Raw genomic sequence first — 21208 nt, forward strand, 5'->3', positions numbered from 1 at the left:
GTAACCACTATCACTTGCTTATCGAGACTCCCAACGCCAATTTAGGTCGAATTATGCGCCATATCAATGGGGTTTACACACAGCGTTACAACCACCTAAAGCGGACAGACGGCCCGTTGTTTCGAGGTAGATACAAAGCGATATTGGTGGATCGCGACGCCTATTTATTACAACTATCCCGCTATATCCACAGAAATCCAATCGATATGAAACGACCTCTGGTGTCCAGTTTGGAGGAATTTCAGTGGTCGAGCTATCCAGCCTACATAGGGAAAGCAAAACCACCAGATTGGTTAGACCAAGAAATGACCTATGGTTTACTCGGTAAAAAACAAAAATACAGAGGGTATGAAAACTATGTAGCTTCTGGAAGTGATGCAGAGATATTGCAATATTATAATCGAGGTAACTGCGCGACAGTTATCGGTAATAAAGAATTCAAAGAGTGGATATACGACGAACTACTTCCAGAACTAGAACCAGAAAAGAAAGGAAAAGCAATTCTGCAGGACGTGTCCATGGAAAATGTGATATTAGGGGTATCGGAGTATTATGGCGTAGAACCTGAGAAACTAACTACAGTAGTTAAGGGCCCCCATAAAGGAAATGAAGCAAGGAAGATAGCTATGTACTTGAGTCAGGAGCTGGCATCGGAAAAGCTAGTGAACATAGCGTATCAATTTAACCTCGGCCATATAGGATCGGTGAGTTTTATCACGCATCAGATACGAAAGAAAAAGAAAGAAGACGAGAACTTTGTGAGGAAAATAGAAAAGATTGTATCAAGTATTATGAAGCAAGCGACTTGACCCCTATGCCTGACCCCTATGCCTTGACCCCTATGCCTCTTTCTATGCCTCCTTTATGAAGCAAGCGACTTGACCCCTATGCTCTTTGTGAGGAAAATAGAAAAGATTGTATCAAGTATTGTGAAGCAAGCGACTTGACCCCTATGCTTGACCTGCCTCTTTCTGTATGCCTCCTTTATGAAGCAAGCGACTTGACCCCTATGCTTGACCTTGTGAGGAAAATAGAAAAGATTGTATCAAGTATTGTGAAGCAAGCGACTTGACCCCTATGCCTCTTTTATGCCTCTATGCCTCCTTTATGAAGCAAGCGACTTGACCCCTATGCTTTTTGAAGCAAGCGACTTGACCCCTATGCCTCTTGACCCCTATGCCTCTATGCCTCCTTTATGAAGCAAGCGACTTGACCCCTATGCTCTTATGCTCTGACCCCTATGCTCTTTTCACGAAAATAAAGAGCAGTTCCCCGCAAGAGCCCAAATTTGAGAATAGGTGCAATTGCCTAGTCGTTTGATTTCCGAATTGACCACCACCGCATTGTCACGACTCCATATCCGTGTAAAGCGGACCCATGGAAACAGTATGAAATAAAGAGGGCTCTACAGTACTAAATATTAGCATTTCCTGATATAATAGTCGGCTTTTGTTTGTACTTCGGGGAAGTGGATGTTCAAATTAGGTTGCGCAAGCCGGGTGTGTGTGAAAAACGAACTTTTGTCGGGGCTGACGGTGGCATTGGCATTGGTGCCGGAAGCGGTGGCGTTTGCCTTTGTGGCAGGGGTGGAGCCGCTGGTTGGTTTGTATGCTGCCTTTATGGTGGGGTTGCTGGCTGCCTTGTTCGGTGGGCGTCCGGGTATGATTTCCGGGGCTACCGGTGCCATGGCCGTGGTGATGGTTGCTTTGGTGGCAGAACACGGAGTGCAGTATTTGTTTGCCGCAGTGGTTTTGACCGGTTTATTGCAAATGTCCGCTGGAGCACTGCGCCTGGGTAAGTTCATCCGTATCGTACCGTATCCGGTGATGCTGGGTTTCGTTAATGGCCTGGCTATTGTTATTTTTCTGTCCCAGTTACAACATTTTCAAAGTGCTGATGGCAGTTGGTTGAGTGGGTCGTCGTTAGCCATATTTTCAGGGTTAGTGCTATTAACAATGGCCATCATACATTGGCTGCCAAAGCTGACCACGGCAGTACCGGCGGCACTGGCCGCCATTGTGGTTGTCACCATAACAGTTATCGGTTTTGATATCCCTACCAACACGGTAGGTGATTTGGCTCGCATTGAAGGAGGGTTTCCCAGCTTCAATATTCCCGATGTGCCCTTTAATTTAGATACCCTGATGATCATTTTACCGTATTCCGTGATTTTGGCGGCTGTGGGTTTAATCGAATCGCTACTGACACTGACATTAATTGATGATGTCACCAATACCCGCGGTCGCGGAAACCGCGAATGCATGGGGCAGGGTATTGCCAACACGGTTACCGGTTTTTTTGGCGGCATGGGCGGTTGCGCCATGATTGGTCAGAGTATGATTAATGTTAACTCCGGTGGTCGTCAGCGCTTATCAGGCGTCTCAGCCGCGCTATTCTTGTTGTGCTTTATTTTGTTTGCGTCGGCTTTAATCGAAATTATTCCCATGGCTGCCTTAGTGGGGGTGATGTTTATTGTGGTGATTGCCACTTTTGAATGGTCCAGCTTGCGTATTTTTAAGAAAATTCCCCGTACCGACGCTTTTGTTCTGGTCCTGGTATCAGCGGTGACCGTGTTTACCGATCTGGCCGTGGCGGTGGTAGTTGGGGTGATTGTGTCGGCTTTAGCTTTTGCGTGGGAGCACGCCAAACACATCAATGTTAAGGGCTATGATGACGCAAAAGGTACTCGGGTCTACGAATTGAATGGTCCCTTGTTTTTCGGTTCTGTGAAAAGTTTTATGGAGCTGTTTAATCCCGAAAATGACCCGAAAGATGTAGTTATCGATTTCAGCAATTCGCGCGTGGCTGACCACTCTGCCATTGAAGCCATAGATAATCTGGCGGAAAAATACCTACAAGCCGGGAAATCGCTGCATTTAAAACATCTAAGTCCAGAGTGTCGTCTATTATTGAGGAAAGCGGGTGATCTCGTGGAGGTTAATGTGATGGAAGATCCGCGTTACTTTGTGGTAAACGATCAATTGGCCTAAGTTATTCCTCAATACTTTATGGATATAGAGAGCGTTAAAAACCCAGCGTCGGGGTCATTATGATATCGTACAATTCACATTTTTGAGTTTTACGGTTCGGCCCAGATGTGTCAAAGGTAAAGGCGGGAAACTGTTTAGGCACAGGAACTATCGATATATCCATAGCATTCATAAGCATTATGATGCGTTACGATATTGACTCTGTTTTTGCAAGGTTTATCCACTGGAATTAGCACGGAGAAAGTTACCGTTCGTCGGATAAATCCATCCTATTAATACTCGGCTACATATTCTATATTGTGACAGCCTGTCACTTTATGATACAAAACCAAAGCACATAAAACACAATAACTTACTGTTTTTATCAAGTTTTACTTCTTCGATTATTCCACTCGAAATTAGTTTAAACAAGATTCGGTAGTATCAGAGAGGAATACTAATGTATTTAAGTTCCGCAGTCCGACTTCTATTCATATTCTTATTCGCCTTGCTAAGCGCATGTGGAGGCGGTGGTGGTGGAGCCGGGCCTGGTTTGGCGCCTGCGCCTGAAATGGCTTTAACGGTATATAAAAACACACCTTTAAATATCAGTATATCGGCCGCATACGGGATGTATTGGTATGAGGGTGGGCAAAACAGCTACCAATTTACAATTGAATCCCAACCCGCTTCGGGAACCTTGGTTCTGGATGAAAATATGGGTATGTGGGTTTACACCCCGCAAACTGACTTTGTTGGTCAAGATAGTTTTATCTATCGAGTATCTTTTAATATGAAAGGATACACTTACCGTGAGCAGACCCATAAAGTAAATCTCGATGTTTTAGACCAGCAACCGGTGACTATAGCCTCATTAAATTTGTCTAATCAAGGATTACTCAGTTGTATACAAAACAACGACTACCAGGCGGTCAATGCGAACGAAGTATTCTTCCTTTCCTATTGCGACGAATTAATGGATCTCAGTGGAATCGAACATTTAGCAAATCTGGTCAGCATGGAGTTGAGTTATCCAGAGGTAGCTGATTACTCAGTTCTCCATCAGCTAAACAATCTTTCCCACATACGGGTGGACTGGGCAGATTACAGAAGCTTGGTAGCTATTCCAGGTTTGCGCAGTCTCCGATATTTGGAATTGTATGATATTGAGAACGGAGACGGTTCTTCCTCCAATTTGCTGGAAGGCATGGGTAATCTTGAAATTCTTGAGATAAACTACATGCCGGGACTGGCTTTGTCTCATATATCATCTCTTAAGAAATTGGAACACCTGGAAGTTGACGTAAGCGATTTTTCATCGGTTGCCGCATTAGCCGAGTTAGATAATTTGAAATACTTAAGTTTGCGTGGTGAGACTACCGTCACCGATATGCAAACTCTGAGCAACCTTGCCAATCTCAAGGCACTTCAATTAGGTTGGGGATTTGGGGATTTGTCCTTTCTTGCCGGCCAATCCTCTCTGGCAGTTTTGGATCTGAGCGGAGACGCGGTATTGAGTAGTTTGCCGGTGTTACCCAGTCTTCACACATTAGATCTTAGCAGTACGGGTATTTCCGATTTTTCAATGCTGGCTAATCAACCTAACTTGAAAGTACTGGATATGCGATACAACGGAATCACGGACATTAGTTCCGTTTCCGGATTGACAACACTGACCCGTCTTGAGTTTGCAGGGAATAACATCACGGACTTTAGTCCAATCGCACCATTGGTGAATTTGGAAGAGTTAAATCTCAGTAGACTCAATATTTCTGATGCTTCCTTTTTGTCTCAGTTAGTCCGTTTGAAACATTTGGACCTGAACAGCAACCTGATTTCCAGCTCTCTATGGGCCACCTTATTGAACGATCTGCAAACTTTAAATCTCCGCAACAATTTCTTGAGTGATTTGAACGGTCTCTCCGGTAAAAATGCGCTAGTTAATTTAAACGTCAATGACAATATTTTGACCGATGTCAGCGCATTAACCGGATTGCAGAGCCTGGAAGTAGTTGAGATCAGAGGGAACTTGCTGGAGAACTTGAACGGTATTTCCAATCTACCGGCACTCACCATGTTACAGGCAAGTAGTAACAATATTTCTGATATTTCCGGATTGAGCAACCTGCCGTCACTACAGGAAATCAATATTTACAATAACGCGATTCCAAACACTAGTGTTTTGTCGGGGTTTGCAGGGCTTACTCGGATTAATGCTTCCAGAAACCAGATATCGATTTTGGGTGATTTATCATCGTTAGTAAATCTCACTAACTTGGAATTGGGATCGAATAACCTAACGAATGTTGGTTCACTCGCCGCCAATACTGCACTGGTGTCTCTGAGCTTGGGGCAGAACTCCATAACAAGTGGCGTGGAGTCTCTCGTTTCATTGATCAATGCTCAATACATCGGCTTGTGGGGAAATAATGATATTCCCTGCGCTAACCTGGACACACTAGTCGCTGCTGTGGGTAATGACGTAGTAGACCATAGCGGTGTCTGTTTCGTGGACAGTGATGGCGATGGAGTTGCCGACAACTTGGATGCATTCCCCAATGATCCGGCACTTTCAGCAGATTCTGATGGTGATGGTATTGCTGACAGCCTGGAAACCGATGCGGATAATGATGGTATTCTCGATGCCAATGATCCATTTCCAACCGACGGCTCCGAATGGGCAGATACTGACGCTGATGGCGTAGGCGATAATTCTGATAATTGCCCAACGCTTGCCAACACTGATCAACTCAATGAAAACTATAATCGATTGGGTGATGCGTGCGAACCGGTACCGGTCGCAGTCAATGATAGTTTTGATGTTTACATGGATACTCCAGCGTATCTACTACCGCAAAATAACGACTACGACTTCGATAGCGATACGCTTTCAGTTGTAGCCACCACGGCGCCTACCAATGGTGTGGTTCTGCTTAAGGGAGGCCAGCTCCTTTACAAACCCAATACCGGTTACACAGGTACCGATACTTTTACCTATTCTATTAGTGATGGACGAACCAATCCTGCATACAGAGCTAGCGCTACGGTAACGTTGACCGTATTGGCCAGTCCTGTGTTGCTGTCTTCGTTAATCATTCCGGACAATTACTTAAGCTCCTGCATCAGTCAAACGGGCTATCGATATGTAAACGAAGTAACCAGCTTGAATTGTTACTTTGTCTCAAATCTTTCCGGTATTGAAAGTTTGACGAATTTGGCAACGCTTCAATTATATTCTGGAGCCCCTGTCGATTTGACACCTTTAACCTCATTACCCCGTTTGACTCGATTGGACGTTAGAAATAAAGGGCTAACCGACATCGCCGCCCTGTCTTCCCTGGTTAACTTGAAGCACTTAAACATATCCGGTAATCCAGGAATAGTTTCACTGGTACCATTGACAACTTTAACAAGACTGGAAAATCTGGTTCTCACGGGTAACGTCGGTGTTACGGACTATTCGCCTCTTGCCAGTCTTACGGCTCTTAGAACCCTTTCCATTAACAACGTGGGCTTGATGGATGCGAGTGTCCCAGCCGCGTTGACGACAGTGGAGAATTTGGATATAAGAAATAACAATTTGACCAGTCTGGGTCTGATTTCAGCTTATAGTAATTTGAATACACTTCATATAAGCGATAACCCGGTTATCAATCTGTCGGGTATCGGTTCCTTGGTGAATTTGCGCTATTTGGTAGCTAGTAATACGCTGATAGCTGATTTGCAAGGCCTAACAGGTCTGAATCGTCTGGAAACGGTAAATCTTTCAGGTAGCGCTAATCTAACTGACCTGACAGGTATTTCCGCTTTACCAAAACTGTCTTCCCTTGTAATTGGTGGCAGCCAAATTACAAGTTTGAATGGATTGCCTTACTTCCCAAGTCTTGCTTCTTTGAACATTAGTGGCAATCCGGCTCTTAGCACGCTGCAAGGGATGCAGTTGATGCCCAACTTGCTGTATTTGTCCGCCAGTGATACGGCGCTGACGGATTTCAGTTCCTTACCAAAACAAAGATTTCTAATCAGTTTGAGTGCAAACAATGTCAATCTGACAAACCTTAATGGAATGTCCGGATTTCCAAAACTCACTCAGTTATACATACGCAACAGCACAATTGGTTCGCTCTTGGGAATACTGGATCTCCCATCCTTGACGTATGTGAATTTAAACGATAGCGGCGTTACTGACGGGGATTTTTCACATCTGGGATCTCTTAATGCCTTGCAGAACTTGTATTTGCAAAGATCGGGTATCACAGATGTGGCAGTCATTGGCGGTCTCTCCAATTTGGTACGGTTAAATCTGCAGAACAACCAAATCACGGATGTTGCCCCTCTGGCTGCGCTAACGGGTTTGAGTACGCTGAATCTTTCGAACAATCAAATTACCACCGGTGTGGATGCCTTTGTCGCGCTGACAAATTCATATGTTGATTTATTTGGAAATAACGGGATTCCTTGTGAACACCTGACCATCCTCACTGCAGCTACGATAAATTATCGCGCACCCAGCCTGTGCTTCACGGATGCAGACGGAGATGGTGTGGCGGATTATGAAGATGCATTCCCCAACGATCCTACCGAACAATACGACACAGACGGCGATGGAATCGGTAACAATGCGGATACGGATGATGATGGTGACGGCTTTGCGGATAACGTAGATGCCTTACCCTTGAATGCGAATGAATTTGAGGACACTGATGGGGACGGTATCGGTAATCGCAGCGATAATTGCCGAGATTTAGCGAACCCGGATCAAACAGACGTAAACCGAAATAATGTAGGTGATGCTTGTGAAGGTCAACCGCAGGCCAGTAACGACAGCATTACTGTGTATCAGGACATTCCGTTGCTAATTGATGTGTTGGTTAATGATGTGGACCTTGACGGTGGTACAAAAGTGGTATCGGCTGTTTCTGCTCCCACCAATGGAATAGCAGTAATCCAGGGCGATAAAGTTCGTTATGCACCTAGCGCAGCCTATCTTGGGTTGGACAGTTTTACCTATACTATGCACGATGGTAGAGCCGGTGTGACTTCCACGGCGACGGTATCTATTAACGTAGTGGCTACCCCGGTTCTTATCAGCTCCATTACGTTTAATGATACACGGTTAATCGGCTGTATTAATCAACCCAATCCTGATCCGGTTTATGCCAATGAGGTATTCTCGCTTACTTGTAACAATGTAACGGATTTTACCGGCATAGAAAATCTGCTTAACCTCAGCAAACTATATTCTAGTTATGGGAACGTTAGTGTGGCCGGAGTGGGGCCTCTTTCAGGACTGACCAACTTGAGTCATCTGAGTTTATTGTCTAAAAACATAAGCGACATTAGTGCGCTGTCGGGACTGACAGCTATGATTAATCTGGATTTGGCAGGCAATCCGATTCAATCGATTACGCCGCTTAGCGCTATGAGCAATCTACGCACGTTGAAACTGATGAACGCGCCTATTAGTGATGTTTCGGTAGTGACAAACTTCCCGCAACTGCAAGCGCTTGAACTTAACGGAATTGCCGGTATAAGTGATCACTCCGCTATTGCCGGTTTGGTTAATTTGACCAGATTAGGTTTGGGCAATAACGGAATTGCAGCTAACGCACCGTCCATTCTGTCAGGGTTGATAAATCTGCAGAGCCTGGATTTGTATTCCAACGGAATCAGTGATTTCAGCTATTTGAACAATATGCCCGATCTGGTGCATCTGAACATCAGCGGTAACCAGTTGAGTGACATTTCTCTTATTCCGCAGTTGCAGAAACTGGAACGGTTGTATGTGTCATACAATACTTATACTAATTTGTCTGGCATGGTATCCCAACCTAGAGTGACTAACCTGGACGTCGGTAGTGTTGATTTGACGAGTTTGGTGGGATTACCAACGTTAAACAATCTGGTTTCTCTGGATGTGAGTAACGGGACAATTGCAGATCTTTCGGGAATCGAAAACCTGCCAAACCTTAGTTTTCTGGATGTCAGCACTACTGTACAAAGCTTGGACGGTATGGCTAATTTGCCCAAGCTCACGGATGTAACATTCAGCGCACAAATAGGAAATGTGGATTTCTCTCCACTGGCAGCGTTTCAGACAATTACTTTCCTGGATATAAGGAATTCCGGCGTTGATACACTACAAGGTATCAATCTGATGGTGTCCTTAACCGAGTTAGATGCAAACAATAACCAAATCGTCGATGTATCGCCTCTCAGTGCGTTGACAAACTTGCGCAGTCTGTATCTATACGACAACCAGATTCGAACCGGTGTGGCAGATTTGGTGACGTTGACCAACTCCTATATCGATTTGCGCCGCAATGACAACATTCCTTGTGGTGATCTGGATATCCTCAGCAATGCAGGGGTTCGGTTCTCACGCTCCAATTTGTGTTTTACAGATGCAGACGGTGATGGCGTAGCCGACCATTCTGATGCCTTCCCCAATGATCCTACAGAGTGGTTGGATACGGATGGTGACGGTATTGGGAACAATGCAGACACAGACGATGATGGCGACGGGGTACCTGATGTTATTGATTTATTTCCGTTGAATGGCAACGAATCAGTTGACACTGACGGGGATGGTGTTGGTGATAACGGTGACAATTGTCCAACTATTGTGAATCCCGACCAATTGGATGCCAATAGCAACCGTGTTGGAGATATATGTGAATCTGCTCCAGTAGCCGCGGATGACTCATACACCGTGTATCAGGATATCGCTCTAACGCTGGACGTACAGAGCAATGATGTTGATGCTGATGGTGACAGTTTGACTGTCAGTTTGGCTACCGCACCTGCCAATGGCGTGGTTAACATCACAAACTCTGTTGTGAGCTATACACCCAATACCGGTGTTACCGGGGCAGACAGTTTTACCTATACAGTCAGCGACCGGACTGCGACCGGTACTTCTACGGCAACCGTAAATATCAATATAGTAGCCACTGCAACACTGTTGAGTAATGTAGTATTTAATGACGCTCAACTGCAGACGTGCGTAAATGCTTCCGGAGCTACCTATGCCAACGAGGTATTTGCCATTAGCCCGACAAGTCATTGTTTTAACGTGACTGACTTTACCGGTATTGAACAATTGGTTAATCTGGCAACGGCTAACTTTTACAACGGTGTACTTACCGGGACGCTTACTCCTTTCTCGTCTCTAGCCCGGCTTTCTAAGCTTAGTTTGCGTTATAAGTCTATATCCGATATTTCTGCACTCTCCGGAATGACCCAATTACAGGATTTAGGTTTAACCGGCAATGCAATAAGCGATATTAGTGTACTCGCCACTTTAACTGGGGTGAAACGGTTGGAAATAGGATCAAACCCGGTAGCGGATTTCTCCTCATTGGCGACTATGACTCAGCTAGAGTCACTGTTTATAGACGGTACGGGTTTTACGGGTAATCAGGGAGCTTTTTTCCAAAATCTAAGCGAACTTAAAATTTTAAGCATGACAAGCAATAAAATCACGAATTTGGCTTTTCTTGCAACCAACACCAAACTGGAAAATATTAATTTGTACAATAATTGGTTGGTAGGCCTTTCAGACTTACCGGCGCTGCCATTGTTAAAGCGTTTAGATGTAAGAAATAATTCCTTGTTTTCGCTCGGAGGAATGCCCTTGCTACCGGAGTTGGACTACATGGATTTACGCAGCAACCGGTTGAATGATTTCTCCGGTATGCCCTTGCATCCCAAGCTGACGTCGATGCGAATTGATTCCAACGGTTTTGTGGATCTGACCGGCCTTTCAGGGCTTCCGGCACTGGTCAGCTTGTACGGAGACAGCAACACGTATGACTCCTTGAGCGGGATATCCAATATGCCACGCTTGAATACTCTGTCATTGCAATATGGATCCATTGGGACCATGACCGGTATGGCCAATTTACCCGTACTGAGTACTCTCAGGATGCATGGCACGGTGGTTATTGATGGCTCTATCAGCCCATTGTCTACAATGAACTCACTGCAATACTTAAGCATGGATGGTTCCGGTATCAGAGATATTTCTCCGTTGTCGAATCTTCCGTATGCAAACAATATTGACTTGAACAACAATTTCATTACAGACGTATCCGTGGTTGCGAACTGGACCAGCGCCTCTTATGTGTATTTGTCCAACAACGATATTCGAACGGGTGTTGGTAGTTTGGTCGGTTTGAATCAGATTTACACATTGGATCTATCCGGTAACATCAATATTCCGTGTACTGATCTGGATGCTTTGACCGCTGCAAATATTCGCCATACGGCACCGGCTCAGTGTTTTATCGATACGGATTCTGACGGAGTTGCAGACCATACTGATGCGTTTCCGAACGATCCTACCGAGTGGTTGGATACGGACGGTGATGGTATCGGAAATAACGCAGATACAGATGATGACGGTGATGGCGTTCTGGACGTTGTGGACGCACTTCCGCTGGATCCCAGCGAGTCGTTAGACAGCGATGCTGATGGAGTGGGTGATAATGCTGATAACTGTCCTGTAATTGCCAACCCTGATCAGTTGGATCGAAACAATAATAACATTGGTGATGTTTGTGAAAACGCACCAGTGGCGCAAGATGATAGCTTTGTAGTCTATGCCGGTATTCCCCTGAGCATGAACCTTACTCTCAATGATTCGGATCTTGATGGGGATAGCTTACGAGTTGTCGCAGTTGGCACTCCCACCAGTGGTTCTGTAGGTATCAACAATGGTCGGGTTCTATATATTCCTCCGACTGATTTGAGTATTACCAATGATACCTTTACCTACACTATCAGCGACGGAAGTTCCCTGACGGCCACCGCCGTGGTGACTCTGACCATTGACCCCAATCCGGTCTTAATATCGTCACTTGGTATAACCGATGCTAATCTTCTCAACTGCGTCAACCAGCCCAATCCGGACCCGGTATACGCCAATGAAGTATTGACATTGAGTTGTTACAGCATAACTGACATTACCGGGATAGGTGGACTTGTAAACCTTCGCACTCTATCCTTGAGTTCCACTCCGTTGGTATCCGGGCTTGCTCCGTTAGCCGGGCTCAGAAGTTTGGAGACCTTGTCGCTTGCATCCATGCAGTTGACGGATGTCAGTGAACTGGCGTCTCTTACCGGATTGAAATCGTTGATTTTGTACAATAATCCCATTACAAACCACAGCGTTTTGGCGCCTCTGGTTAACCTGGAATATTTGGACTTGTCCTATAATGGACTGGGAGCGAATATTGCGAATCTACCTGTATTCAGTTCACTGAAGTCGTTAAATTTGACGGGCAATACGTTGACCGATATTAGCGTTTTGTACGATTCGAATACCGGACTCGGATTTACACAACTGCAACGCTTAAACTTGCGTTCCAATCAATTGGCGAGCATTAGCTCGTTAAGCGGATTGACTGCATTACAGGAGTTGGATTTAACCAGCAATAGTACCATCACAGATTTCACTGCGTTGGCCAACTTAACCGCTATGACACGCCTCGATATTCGAAGTGTGGGTTTGACGGATACTGACACCCCGGCACTAAGCGCTATGGTAAATCTGCGATATCTCGATGCCAGCTCGAATTCGTTCAGTTCACTGGGATTTTTGGCCGGTAAAACAGCGCTGGAGGAATTGTATGTGGTGTACAATCAAATCGCGGATTTGTCTACCATGCCCGCATTGCCATCGTTGTTAAACCTGGATCTATCAGGCAACCGATTTACCAGTTTGGCAGGTATGCCGCAACTACCGCTGTTGGAGTTACTTAATATTAACAGCAATTCGTTTCTAACCAGTTTGTCGGGAATGAGCGATCTACCCAGTTTGACCGATTTGAGCATATACAATAATAGCTCTCTGAGCAGTTTGGTGGGTTTACCGGCAGTTTTGTCTACAGTCACTACGGTAAGCTTCAGTTCCAACTCCTCATTGACCAGTTTGGCTGGAATACCCCAAATGCCCAATTTAAGAAGTCTTAATTTAGGATTTACAGGTATTACTTCACTAACCGGTATGCCGGAGTATGCCCAGCTAAACAGTTTGTCGATAAATAGAACGGCCATTTCGGATTTTACCGGAATGCCTATTTTGGCAAACTTGAGCTATCTCGATGCTTCCGGAAATACCTATACGTCTATGAGCGGGTTAACCAGTCAGCCTAGATTGTCAAGCTTGCGGTTGAATAGTTCTACCATTACGACTCTAACAGGTATGTTGGATTTGCCGGCGTTATCCAGTGTCTATTTAAACAGTTCCACCATAGCGGACAACTCTTTGGCTGCGTTGTCGGGCTTCACTACAATCAGTCGCCTGGAGTTAAGAAGTATGCCGGCTTTAACCGATATCAGCGCATTGTCCACTTTGACCAATATCAACTATTTCTATGCTTCCGGCAGTGGTATTGTGGACGTATCGCCACTTAGTGGTCTGACCCGACCGTATTATCTGGATCTGCAAAACAACGCTGTGACCACCGGTGTGGCCAGTCTGGCTGTGCTCACTAATGTGTTCAACATCTATCTGCAGGGTAATACTGGAATTCCTTGTGCGGACTTGAGTGCGTTAACCGCGGCGGGCGTGAACCATATTGCTCCAACAAGCTGTGCACCATAAACTAATAGGGTAGGGGCGAGTTCGTCCCTACCCATTCCTGTAATATTGAAACACCGCCATTAAGTTTAACTAAAGTCTTTCCGCAACGGTCTTGGCTGCTTTTTTAAGCAAACCGGCCCATTCGTTTTTGCGACGTTCAATTGGGGCCGAGATAGAAAGGCCGGCTACAACGTTATCATTTTTGTCGTGAATTAACACGCCAATACAACCTACGCCGATCTCCGCCTCTTCGTTATCAAAAGCGTATCCAGTGACCATGGCGTCTTGTACGCCTTTGGTAAGAGCTTCCAATGAAGCCAGGGTATGAGTGGTATAGGCCTTCAGACCTGAACGCTTGCTGTAAGCACGAATAAACGTATTGCCCAGTTCGCCAAGCATGAGTTTGCCAACGGCGGTCACATGTAGGGGGGCACGGCTACCAATAACTTGTTCAACACGCATCATGCGATTAGGTGAGACGCGCTCTATATAAATCACTTCGTCACCTTCGCGTACCGTCAAATTTACGGTTTCGCCGATTTCGTCTCGCAAATTCTCCATGATATCCCGGGCTTCTTCTCGAATATCTACACCACGGCGTACGCTATTGGAGAGGTGACGTATTTTTCTGCCAATAAAGTAATGGCCGGCACTGTCTCGCTCCACAAAACCAATATCGATTAAGGAAGCCAGAATTCGAAACGCCGTTGATGGATGTAACCCGGTCTCGGCAGATAAGATTTTAAGGCTGGCAGGGCGGTTTGCCCCGGCAATGGCTTCCATGAGACGGGCGGAACGATCAATTACTTGAATGGATGCGGTTTGTTTGGTCATTGTGATTTCATAATGTGAAAACGATTGTGTATTGCGGAATTTTAGAATAAAAGCTATGGTATATACAAGTTAAATTTAAGCGGTTCGACCGCTTTTTGTTTGCTACCAACATTTCACAATGTGAAAAGGTTGCTGTAATGCGAAATCTTCTAATCATACAGTAACCATGTGGATACTATGGGAACTATACGGAGGACACTGTAATGAGCGTAACTTACGCCGAAATTAGCGAAAAATTGCCAAGTTTTTGTAAAGGCATTCAACACTACGGCGAGCCATGGCCGAACTATGATCAATTCGCTTCCAAAGCGGTGATCGGTGCAGGCGAATCATCAATTTCCAAGCTGGATGCCGCGGCAGTCTATCAAACCCTGTTGGGCGCTGATGCCTTGCGATACATTACATTACAGGTCTGTGGTTCCAAGGGTTCCGGCCATCCAGGTGGTTTTGCGTCCAGTGCCGAAGCCCATGCCGCATTGATGATGTTGGGGCATACCAACATTGTCACCGAAGTAGGGCATCACGCTCCGGGTTTTTACTCCTCTATGTTCCTGGACGGTTCCCTGGAAGAAATGGGAATTTATACCATGGACGACATGATGCGGCGGTTTCGGGAAAAACATGGTTTATTAGGTCACTTGTCGGGTGCTATTCCCGGCTTATTGGCGCCGGCTGGACCGTTGGGTCAAGGGCAACACTTTGCAATGGCAGGTGCCTATTTACATCGTGAGAAGTTATTCCCGGTGACCATTGGCGACGGTGGTATGGGTGAGCCTTATGTTCTGAACTCCATGATGCATTTCAATACGGCCTATCCTGATGTGACCAACTTTTTGCCGGTATTGATCTGGAATGGGTATTCGCAAGAGCACCACTCTATGGTTTCACTGCACAACAATAAGCAAATGATTGAATATTGGAAAGGGCACAAATTCCAAGAGGTGATATTGATTGATGCCAAAGATTTTGACGACGGCAACCAAGAAGGCGCTTATGTTGATAGCAGCTTATTTTCCTTGCAGCAACGTTTGGATTTTACCAAGGCAGTGCTTCACGGTATGGAAAAAGCAGCAAATTCCGCCATGTCCGGGAAATTAACGGCCTTCATTATAAAGCAATTAAAAGGTACTGGTGTGCACACGGTTGGAGCTAAGTCACACAATCTATATCCTTCAGATACGCTGGACCAACCGCACATCATAGAAGGATTGAAACGTCGGGCTTTGCCTCAGAGTGCCTGGAAAATAGTACGTGAAAATTTCAGTCGAGCAGGTGGAGGCCCGGCGGCCAAGACCGTAGTTACAGAATCTGAGTTGGAGCTTGCGCCATTACCAAAATTGAACATGCAGGAGTTCGGCAAGGGGGAAAAAGCAGTACCTTCAACGGCCATGGGCGCCTTGGTTGCACAAGTGGGGCGTGCGGACAGACGCTTTGTAGTAACCAATGCTGATGGCAACGAGGCATCTGCCATGAAAAACATCAATGACGCGCTCAAAATTCGCCACCCAACGGCAGATCCTGTTTACAATCAGGACCCTACCGGACAGGTTTATGAGCCACTAAATGAGGATGCGTGTGCCGGTCTGGCGGCGGGTTTGTCTCTGTTTGGCTCGCGTGCCTTATGGTTGTCTTATGAATCCTTTGCGATCAATGGATGGCCTATAATACAAACCGTGACCCAAGCAATGGCTGAGTTACGAAGGAAAACGCCCTCTATTGTTTGTATGTTTACGGCCGGTGCCTTGGAGCAAGGGCGAAATGGTTGGACTCACCAGCGACCGGAAATTGAGAACTATTTTGCAGGGATGATGCGTAACGGTAATGTGTATCCTCTGTTTCCATGTGATGCCAATGCAATTCAAGCCGGTTATGACTACGCGACAAACAGTTACAACAAAGGGATGGTGATCATCGCCTCAAAGAGTCCTTTGCCGGTATATATGAGCATTGAGGAGGCTGGAGCTGCCGTTGAAGCCGGTGCCGCGACTATTTACGAGTCCAACTCCGGAGAGAAGGGAACAGTCGTTTTTGCCGTAACGGGAGATATGATTCTATTGCCGGTATTTGAAGCAAAAGATAAATTGGAATCTATCGGTTATAAGGTGCGGATTGTCGCCGTCTTGAATCCAAGGCGTTTATATCGGCCAAGCGATGTGGCTTGGGATACGGTTTCTCAAGGCGATGACAAATTTATGGGTGACGATGAGTTCAATAATTTGTTCGACGGGGATGTGCTTATGGCTGTTTCCGGTGGACCCAGCGCCCCCTTGGAGCCGGTATTGCTGCGCACACGTGCACCCAAACGTGACACCATTTGTTGGAAACGCGGTGAAACGACAGCGTCGCCAACAGAGATAATGGAATTCAACGGGATTACGCCGGAAATAATGGTGACACGCGTAGAAGACTTGATGAATTAATTACTCTCTGTTTGTACTTCTAACTCTCCCCGCTTGTGTATCCGGATTTGGAAAACAGGCAAGGGGAGAGCCTTTTTAAGAACCAGGAGAGCCACGGCAAACAATTTGGAGCCACTGATTGACAGGATGTGCTTAGCACCTTATACCATCCCTCTAAAGTATTCTTTAGAGTTTGGATTGCTCATCCAGGAGTCAAGCTATGGTTCCTTTGAACAAGTTAAATGTAGAGACAATACAATGACCGACACGAAAATTATTGTACTTGATGATGATCCCACAGGGTCGCAAACTGTACACAGTTGTCTATTACTTACGCGTTGGGATGTGGACACGCTGCAACAAGGGTTGCGAGATGCTTCACCCTTGTTTTTTGTACTGACCAATACCCGGGGTATGGATGCACAATCTGCCGCTACTATAACACGGGAGGTTTGTGTCAATTTAAAAAAGGCTTTATTGGAACTGAAAAGCACCGGGCATGTTATTAACCCTATAGTCGTCAGTCGTTCCGATTCTACTTTGCGTGGTCACTACCCGGTGGAAACCGATATCATTGCAGAAGAACTCGGTCCTTTTGATGCGCATTTTCTGGTGCCGGCATTTTTTGAAGGAGGCCGCTTCACCAAAGATAGTATCCACTATTTACTGGTAGACGGTAAACCGGTACCGGTACATGAAACGGAATTCGCTAAAGACTCTGTGTTTGGCTACACCCACAGTTATTTACCCGATTACGTTGAAGAAAAAACCTACGGTAAAATTATGGCAGAAGATGTATTGCGATTTACGTTGTATGATGTACGCGGTGACAGTTTGGCGCGACTCATGGTATTGAGTGATAATAAGTGTTGTGTAGTTGATGGTGAAACACAAGATGATTTAGACCATTTTTGCAACCAACTCATGCTGGCTGCATCCAAGGGAAAACGCTTTTTGTTTCGTAGTGGGGCCAGTTTACTAACGGCTTTGGCAAAGTTGCCTGATCAACCCGTAGCGCCTGCTGCTATGCGGGAATATGTGCGTAATGGGCAAGCGGGCGCCGTTATTGTTGGCTCACATGTGCGTAAAACGACAGAACAATTGCATGAGCTCCTGAAACAAGACAACACAGTTCCCATTGAAATTAATGTGGAACACATAGATACCGACAGTGATGAACTACTGAAAATTACCGTCGACGCCGTTCATGAGGCCCATAAACAAGGAAACACCGCGGTGATATTTACCAGTCGTATTGAAAAAATATTTCCGGATCATGGCACCCGTTTGCAATTCGGCATTCGTGTTTCAAAATTCTTAATGGATGTTGTCCGGAATCTCCCTAAGGAAATCGGATTTCTTATCAGCAAAGGTGGCATTACATCCAACGATGTTTTAAGTGATGGCTTGTCGCTGCGCACGTCAAGAGTTGTTGGGCAAATTTTGCCAGGCTGTTCTGTTGTACGCTGCCCGGACGATCATCCGTACTTTGCAAATCTTCCCGTTGTCATATTTCCAGGTAACGTAGGGGATAAATATTCTTTGGCAACGGCGTATGCTCGTTTAACGGTAGAACAGAACAACAAACATGCAAATAAACAGTCGATTTTGGCATAAATCCTCTTGGGTGAAGCCAGATTTTTAAGGACGAACTCATGGGCAGACGGAAATGGAGCTGATCCACTCGGAAAGGAGTGTCGTTGCTTCTGTATCGACAAGACCGGTTCCGAGTTTGGGCATTCTGTTTCCGTCTGTGCTGTTCATTCTGACTAATAAAACAGATTCACCAGGCACGCCTCGTTTTATAATCTCGGGGTTTTGTATCGATAAGTCACCAAACGAGGGGGCGTGACCGCAAGTATAAGTCAGATTGAAGGGGGTCTGAAATCGCAAATCCATAGGACCTCTACCGCCGCCATTCGGGCGGTGACAGGTAGAGCAATTGGTGTGTAGATAACTTCTACTGCGCTGTTCTAATGTTGCTCCGGAATCATTTAAGCTGAAGAAGTGCATGGATTGAACAGTACTGTCGATGGGATTGGTGAATAGACCAATACTATTGTAGGTTTCCAATTGATTGGCTGTTATGAAAGTACTACGAAACGCCGTGGTATGATTTAGCTGTGAAGCTTCGGGGCCAATACTAAAATTTGCAGCTTCTGTATGGCACTGGAAACACTCCGCTCTGCTGGGGTAATGCCAATTGACGCCTTCAAAAAGTTTGTCTTTTGCATTGGCTAACAAAACAGCGTCGGTAGGATTGCCTGATGTGTCGTACTGCCATTCATAGCTGTATCCCCCCCAACCCGTTTGATGCAACATTAACAGTCGCGTTTCAAAAATTCGCTTGTTCAAATAGAAATTTTTCACTAAAACGGTCCCGCTCGGGAATACAAAGTCACCGTCTACCGGGTCAATGGAGATGGTCGTGCCGTCGGGAATGGCAAAATATCGGTGTTTTTCCGCACCATCTGACCAAAGAGGGGCAATGGGTTCAAAGGGGATAAGTCCTGTCGCCGGTTCTAAAGGATTAGCCGGATTTACACAACCGGTTTCGGATAAATGCGTTGGAATACTGGGTGTCGCAGCACCTGAGGCCGAAACGAGTTTTAGAACATTTGTACCCGCCGCTCCTGTTTGCAAGAGATACAGTTCTCCGGTATTGTCTTCGGCAAAGCTGGGGGTGAATCCTCCTTTATTTGGAATCAATTCAGAGTAATCGTATTGACCATTAGTGTTTAATGTCAAAGCTCTTAAGGAATACCCGGAATAGTAATCGGTAAAAATATAAACACCTTGTAACCATGCCAGATCGTTGCCCCGGTAAACATAACCGCCCACTACGGATCTGCCATCGCTTCTGCCATAGCTGTAAACGGGGAGGCTCATTCCAACGGGCGGTGTGCACGGCGTGGTGTTTGGGCCGCTGATAAAGCACCTGGGGCCTTCCATATGGTTCCAGCCGTAGTTTCCCCCGGACTCTATGAAATTGATTTCCTCAAAGCTGCCTTGGCCCACATCTCCCAACCAAAGATCGCCGTTAGAGCGATCAAAGCTCCAGCGCCAAGGGTTACGCAATCCATAGGCAAATATTTCCGGGCAGTTTATCGTATTGTCTTGAAGGTCCCGACACTGTCCGGGAGGTGATGCGTCGCTTAACTTAGGATCGTCCGGGCAGGAGCCGTTAGTGCCTCGACACGAAGGAGGACCACTGAAGGGGTTATCCGGGGGGATGGCATACCTTGCGCCATTACTGCTGTTATCCACGTCTATTCTTAATACGGCTCCCAGCAAACTGGTAGTATCCTGACCGTTTAAGTACTGGTCGCCCGATGCACCGCCATCACCAAAACCAATATACAAATATCCATCGCTTGGACTGAATGCGATATTTCCGCCATTGTGGTTGTCGACCGGTTGGGCCACTTCAAGTATTGTGTATTCGGAATTGGGGTCAATCAGTCCGGTAGCAGGATTGTAATTCCAACGCGAAATAGTGGACTGTCGACCGGCTGCTTCTGAGGTAAAAGACAAGTAGATATAATTGTTGTTCGCAAAATCAGGATGAATGGCTATTCCTAAGAGACCCAGTTCAGAGTTCCCAACATAATCCAGTCTCGTGTTTGGTATTTTTAAAGCTTCAGTTAAAGTGGATGTGTTAGGATCATTGGCAAAGGTAAAAACGGATCCTTGCTGGGTTACTAGAAACCAAATTGTAGCGTCATTGGGCGGTTGTTTCATTGCGATGGGGGTTTCGCCTGAACCCAGCGCCGGCAAATTGGGAAATGCGTGACTCAGTTCTACGGAACCACCGGTTGGGGGTGCATTGTCCGGCGCTATACAAGCAGTGTTACCAGGTCGAGAACTTAGTCCACTGGCTCCGACGTGGGTCACGATCACTTCTATTTCATCAAAGTCAGTTAATGTTCCATCGCTCACGGATAGCCTTATCCCATATACTCCGGTAGTGGCGAATGTCGCATTCGTGGCAGCCAGATTGGAATCGCTGAACGAGACATTAGTGCTGTTTTCAGTGGTTACGGTCCAACTGTAGAACAGTTCATTCGCCCCGTCGTAATTGATTATTGAAGACAAAGAGTCACTGGACGGGAGTAAATGATTGTGATCTTGGTTAGTAATCGTTACGGATAAGACGCTGTTAGCCGGGCCTGAGCCAGCCGAGTCGTCATGGTTTTTTCCCTGGCACGCAGTTATAAGGAAAGCGAAAATTCCCAGTGAAACTAACTTTGTCGTGTGTAATATCATGGCTGTATCATGGTGAAAAATAGTATGTTAAGTGGGTAGTAAGTGGATAGTCTAAACACTTTAGATCAGTAAATGCGGGGCTGGATTTGTTTTAAAGATACTAGGAATTGTGAAATTATGCAATAACACTGTGCCATTTCAGCATTTCCGGG

General features: G+C 45.9%; 6 protein-coding genes and 1 CRISPR repeat array. Of the genes, 4 read left to right on the forward strand and 2 right to left on the reverse strand.

What is annotated here, in order from left to right; translation table 11 throughout:
• Positions 1-792: 792 nt before the first annotated feature.
• Positions 793-1222: a CRISPR direct-repeat array (repeat unit 26 nt; unit sequence TGAAGCAAGCGACTTGACCCCTATGC).
• Positions 1223-1472: 250 nt separating this feature from the next.
• Both OEY58_05185 and OEY58_05190 read left to right on the forward strand, forming a co-directional pair.
• Positions 1473-2990 (forward strand): SulP family inorganic anion transporter, encoded by a 1518-nt coding sequence (locus OEY58_05185; protein ID MDH5324837.1) that lies wholly within the window; start codon positions 1473-1475, stop codon positions 2988-2990.
• Positions 2991-3429: 439 nt separating this feature from the next.
• The gene (locus OEY58_05190) at positions 3430-13578 is read left to right on the forward strand and encodes a leucine-rich repeat domain-containing protein (GenBank protein MDH5324838.1); all 10149 of its coding nucleotides are present in this window, start codon (positions 3430-3432) and stop codon (positions 13576-13578) included.
• A 69-nt stretch (positions 13579-13647) separates the two neighbouring features.
• Here the strand turns inward: OEY58_05190 and OEY58_05195 are convergent, their stop codons facing one another.
• Positions 13648-14391: an IclR family transcriptional regulator gene (locus OEY58_05195; protein ID MDH5324839.1), complete on the reverse strand. Its 744-nt coding sequence runs from the start codon at positions 14389-14391 to the stop codon at positions 13648-13650.
• A gap of 203 nt (positions 14392-14594) precedes the next feature.
• Between OEY58_05195 and OEY58_05200 the strand changes: the two genes are divergently transcribed.
• On the forward strand, positions 14595-16811 hold the full coding sequence (locus OEY58_05200) for a phosphoketolase (GenBank protein MDH5324840.1): 2217 nt from the start codon (positions 14595-14597) through the stop codon (positions 16809-16811).
• A gap of 237 nt (positions 16812-17048) precedes the next feature.
• Positions 17049-18407, forward strand: coding sequence for a four-carbon acid sugar kinase family protein (locus OEY58_05205; protein MDH5324841.1), 1359 nt, complete (start codon positions 17049-17051; stop codon positions 18405-18407).
• Between the two features lie 36 nt (positions 18408-18443).
• Here the strand turns inward: OEY58_05205 and OEY58_05210 are convergent, their stop codons facing one another.
• Positions 18444-20885 carry a PQQ-dependent sugar dehydrogenase gene (locus OEY58_05210; protein ID MDH5324842.1) on the reverse strand — a complete coding sequence of 814 codons (2442 nt, stop codon included), beginning with the start codon at positions 20883-20885 and terminating at the stop codon, positions 18444-18446.
• Between the last annotated feature and the right edge of the window lie 323 nt (positions 20886-21208).

The organism is Gammaproteobacteria bacterium (assembly GCA_029882975.1).
Lineage (GTDB): Bacteria > Pseudomonadota > Gammaproteobacteria > SZUA-152 > SZUA-152 > JAJDNG01.